Source organism: Kitasatospora sp. MBT63, from assembly GCF_000710465.2.
Taxonomy (GTDB): Bacteria; Actinomycetota; Actinomycetes; order Streptomycetales; family Streptomycetaceae; genus Kitasatospora.
Genome location: NZ_JAIZ01000189.1, coordinates 1 through 4,803, shown reverse-complemented (window position 1 = coordinate 4,803; position 4,803 = coordinate 1). Strand labels below are relative to the sequence as shown.

3 protein-coding genes and 1 pseudogene are annotated in these 4,803 nt (G+C 67.7%); 2 read left to right on the top strand and 2 right to left on the bottom strand.

The window, feature by feature from the left end; genetic code table 11:
* Positions 1-518 precede the first annotated feature (518 nt).
* Positions 519-832 (bottom strand): annotated as a pseudogene (locus tag AA75_RS45525) (transposase); the annotation flags it as partial.
* Positions 833-942: 110 nt separating this feature from the next.
* On the opposite strand from AA75_RS45525, the gene AA75_RS13095 reads away from it, so the two are divergent.
* Together AA75_RS13095 and AA75_RS13090 are read left to right on the top strand one after the other, a co-directional pair.
* Positions 943-1,386 carry a transposase gene (locus AA75_RS13095; RefSeq protein ID WP_149038102.1) on the top strand — a complete coding sequence of 148 codons (444 nt, stop codon included), beginning with the start codon at positions 943-945 and terminating at the stop codon, positions 1,384-1,386.
* 451 nt (positions 1,387-1,837) lie between these two features.
* Positions 1,838-3,175, top strand: a complete 1,338-nt coding sequence (locus tag AA75_RS13090; protein WP_051812249.1) for an MFS transporter — start codon at positions 1,838-1,840, stop codon at positions 3,173-3,175.
* A gap of 524 nt (positions 3,176-3,699) precedes the next feature.
* Here AA75_RS13090 and AA75_RS13085 read toward each other — a convergent pair.
* On the bottom strand, positions 3,700-4,803 hold a 1,104-nt coding region (locus AA75_RS13085; RefSeq protein WP_051812247.1), incomplete at its 5' end, for a beta-propeller fold lactonase family protein.

Sequence of the window (4,803 nt, the reverse complement as noted above, 5' to 3'; positions counted from 1 at the left end):
GCACGGCCAGCTTCACAGCACCCACCCACCCCACCCATCCCCCGAACAAACCTACAAACGGCCCTCGGAGGAGGCTGGGCTTGATTCTTTCGTCGGACACTCCTGATCAGGAGCTTGCTTCGGCCCTGGTAGGGATGACGGCCACATGGAGAGCATGGGGAGGAAGAAGCCACACCCTCGCCGCTCGTTCACGCCGGAGTTCAAGGCCAAAATCGTCGAGCTGTGCCGGCGCGGTGGCCGCTCGCTCGGTCAGGTCGCGAAAGACTTCGACCCGACCGAGACCGCGGGGCGGGCCGGGGTCCGGCAGGCCGAGGTCGACGCCGGCCAGCGCGACGGCCGGCCAGGCGCTTCACCTTCGACTGCCCCCCTCGACAATCGCCGGAACCGGCTCCAGGCCGAGCGCCGCGCGAGGTGCCGACAATCCATCACTTCCCGCTGCCAGGACGCCCCGGGCAAAGTGGCGCGCCGATCGCATCCACCAGACCGGCGGGGAACCAGTGCAGGAGTGCGAAGGCGGCTTCCATGACCCAGGGTTCTTGCCCAGGCCGCTGCCGTGTCCGGTTCCGCGTCGGGCGATGAGCGGGCGTATGCCCAGTTCGTGGACCTGGCGGCGGTAGATGTTGTGGTCGTAGCCGAGGTCGGCATAGAGCGTGTCGGGGCGCCGACGAGGGCGTCCGTGCTTACCGCGGATCGGCGGCACGGCGTGGATCAGGGGCAGGAGCTGAGTAACGTCGTTGCGGTTGCCGCCGGTCACAGTGGCGGCCAGAGGGATGCCGTTGGCGTCGAGGATGACGTGGTGCTTGCTGCCGGTCCTGCCCCGGTCCGCCGGTGAGTGTCCGCGTACTCAAGTGCTCAGCCGAGTACAGACGAACGGGCTCTGTCGCTGATCTTGTGACGTTGTAGCCGTTCGATCGTTTCGGATGGGTGTGCGGTTCAGGGGGTTTGCGGGAGGTTCTCCCGCATCTGGCGGGCGTGGTGGTCGAGTCGGTGCACCGGGACGCGGGCGTGGTCATGCTGCGTACTCGTCGAAGGCTGGGCATGACCGCGGCGAAGGACACCCTGCTGCGGCTGCTGCGAACCACCAAGCTGGCCGAACCAGGGCCCGTCCGGGTCTTGGGCATCGACGACTTCGCCCTGCTCAAAGGCCACACCTATGCCACGCTGCTGGTCGACCTTGAGGCCCGCCGACCGATCGACGTGCTGCCCGGCCGCGAGGCCGCACCGGTGGCCCGCTGGCTTGCCGACCACCCCAAGGTGCAGATCATCTGCCGGGACCGGATCTGCCTGCCCTGCGACAGTTCGCCGACGGCCTTCTCCACGATCGGGACGCAGTCGTCGCCGGCCTGTCGAGCACCTGGAGCTCTGGTCAGGTCGAAGGCCAGGTGACCAGGGTCAAGCTCCTCAAACGCGCCGGCTACGGCCGGGCCGGGCTCGACCCCCTCCGCAGCCGCATCCTCCTCCGAGCCTGAGGGCTACCTGCACATGAGCACACTCCTACCCCGAGCCGGACCGGAATCAGCTGGCCGCCGCGAGCTACCCCGGCCGGGGCCCCTGGCCGGGCCATCCCCGGTACCTGCCCGGGACGGTCTCTCGTCACTGTCAGCGATCCGGCTTTAGACTGGCTCCATACGGCGTGCCCACACCGCGGGTTGTTCCGCGACGGGCGGGCCGCCTTCCGATGCTGTCGCCTCCCTGGAAGTCGCGCATGGCCGCAGGTCCCGGCGAACCGCGCTCAGCCGATGCGTCCTCACCGGCGTCCGGCGAGCCGGCCCGGCGCGGCCGCCCGGGTCGGCCGGCGAGCGGTGGCCAGGTATCCGCCCGGTATGTTCCGCTGGCCGTGCTGAGTGCGGCGGCGGGCCTGGACGCCGGCGGTGTGGCCGTGCTCAACAGTGCTCTGCCCTCGATCGGCGCGCACTTCGGCACCTCGGCACAGAATCTTTCCTGGGCCGTGACCGGCTACGCGCTCTCGTTCGCGGGTCTCCTGCTGTGCGGTGGGGCGATGGCGGACCGGCTGCGCCGCCGCTGGGTGCTCGTCTGGGGCCTGGCCACGGTGGCGGCGGGTGCCGCGCTCGCGTTCACGGCGCCGGTGTTCTGGATGGTCGTGGCAGGGCGTGTGCTGCAGGGCGCGGGAGCGGCAATCACCATGCCGGCGGCCACGGCCCTGCTGACATCGGTGTATCCCAGTGGTCCGATGCGTTCACATGCCTTCGGGGTGTTCTCCGCCGCACAGGCAGGCTGCTACGGGGCGGGACTGGTGCTCGGGGGAGTGGTCACGAGTGCTCTCGGCTGGAGATGGGTGTTCGCGCTGCAGGTCCTGGTCGCGGTGTGCACGGCCGCGGCTGCGGTGCGGTGGCTGCCGATTGGTGCACCGAATCACCATCGGGGCCGCCTCGACCTGGTGGGAGCCGTGGCATTGGTGGCTGCGATCACCTTGGTCATCCTGGGCGCCGATACGGCTTCCCGGCCCGGCGGTGGCCCGCTCGCGGGCATCCTGGTCATAGCCGCGGCGGCCTGCGGATGCCTGTGGTGGCACCGAGGCCGTGCCCGCGGTGGGGATTCGGTCCTGCTGGACCGTGGACTGCTGCGCGTGCGCGGAGTACGCATCGCGGCGGTGGTGGCGAGTGCGTTCTACTTCTGCGTCACCGGCTCGCTGTTCTTGTTGCCGCTCTACCTCCAGCAGGTTCGTGGCCTGTCCCCGGCCTCATCGGGCCTTGCGATCCTTCCCGTCAGTCTGGCCGTCACCACCACCGCGGTGATCTCCGGCCGTCTGATGAAAGCCCGCCGACTACGCGTACTGCTGGCATCTGGCATCTGCCTCACCGCCGGCGGCGTGCTGATCTGGTGCACGGCCGGAACCCACACTCCTTATGCGGGGGTGGTTCTGACCGGCCTGGTCGTCACCGGTGTCGGGCAGGGGCTGGCGTTCCCGGCCATCACCGCCACCGGCTTGCGTGACGTACCGGACCGGGCACACGGTACCGCTGCGGCGGTCACGATCACCGCTCTGCAGATCGGCAGCGGTGTGGGCCCCACCGTCTTGGCGGGCATTGCCGAAGCCGTCGGTGAAGCGGCACACGGCAGCCTGTCGCTGTCCGGCTACCACCTTGCCTACGCCTCGGCGGCCGGCCTCCTGCTCCTCATCGGGCTCCCGGTCGCTGCCCGCCTGAAGAAGTGACGTGAATGGCGGGCCGACGTCGGACCGGACCGGAGACCCATAAGCCGAGACTCCGTGCCAACGGGGTCCTGGTCCGGTCGGCGGTGACGTGGTGGGCCGTCCGAGGCTCCGTCCCGCACCACCTGGTATGGACCAGCCTGTCCTTAGCTTGTTGTTTTACCTCCGGTGATCATCTTGAGGTTGTTCGATCTGGTCACCCATCCCCTGTAGTGCCTGCTCCTGTCCCGGTCCAGCTGTCGGCCCACGGGCGTGACCGGGCCTCTTGCACCGGCTTGCACCGGCTTGTGCCCGCTTGCCGCGGGGTCCTGGGCAGGGGCCCGGTCGCTGGAATGGCAGCGCGATGGTGCCGGACCTCCCTGTTGGCACCCGTTCCGGCTGTCGCTTCCCGAACTCCCACTCGGCATCTGGCAGTTGCAGGCACGTCACACAATGCGGTCCATCGGATCAGGCACGACCGCGAAGGCGAAGCCCGCAGAGTGGTCACAACCCGATGCGCACCCCAAGGCGCCGGGCAATCTCAGAAATTATTGGATGGAAAACTTAAAGGCGTGCCGGCTGCCGATGTCACCCATATCGGTTTGCAGAACGGTGCCTCCGTCAGGGTAGGAGGTGTAGGAAACAGGCCTCCCGTCCGCCGCCCGCAGGGCGAATTTACCACCCCCGAGGTCGATGTAATCGAACTTCTCGGAGGGGCCCACGGTAGGGGAGGATGCGTCCAGCATTCCGCGGTCTCCGAGTGTGACGTATCCACCGCTGCTGTGAAGAATCGAGTACTTGCCGTCATCCGTGCGATTGATGGTGAAATAGCGAGAGCGATCGCCAGCAGTGGAGGAGTCAAGGCTGATCAGCATGCCCCGCGGTCCGAGCTGGTTGGCTGAAGCCGTAGCGAAGTGGCCTGCCAGATGCAGGACGACCTTTCGGTGGTGCTCGGGGGACGAGTAGCTGGTCGATGCGCCGGGCTTCTGGTCGCTGGTGGTGTAGCTGCGAATGCCGTCGATCGCAATTCCGAAAGGCCGTGCGACCTTTCCTTCTTCCTCTTCCTTAATCTTGATCGGATTTCCCGTTGGGGCACCGGAGGTCGCGTCGACCACGGTGATGGACCCGTCACCACCGTTCGCCACGTAAACGCGCGAGGAGTCCGGAGTGATCGACACTCCTTGCGGCAAGGGCCCCGTCGGGATGCTGTCCTTGATGACCTTTTGAGTGCTGACATCGATCATGGTCATCGAATTGTCCGACCTGTTTGTGACGTAGGCGTGCTTGCCGTCGCCGCTGACGGCGATCGCACTGGGCTTCGTGCCTGTGGGGATTGGCTCGCCGACTACCTTTCCATCGGCTGTTTCGATGACCGTGACGGAGTCGCCGGCCTGGTTGGCCACGTAGGCGTGCTTGCCGTCGTTGCTGACGGCGATCGCACTGGGCGCCCGGCCCGTGGAAATCACCTGGCGCGCATCAGGCTCCTCGGCCGATGTATCGATGACCGTGACGGAGTTGTCCGCCCGGTTGGCCACGTAGGCGTGCTTGCCGTCGTCGCTGACGGCGATCGCGCTGGGCTTCGCACCGGTGGGGACGGGTTCGCCGATGCTCCGGTTGGTGGTGGTGTCGACGACGGTGAGGGTGTTGTCGGC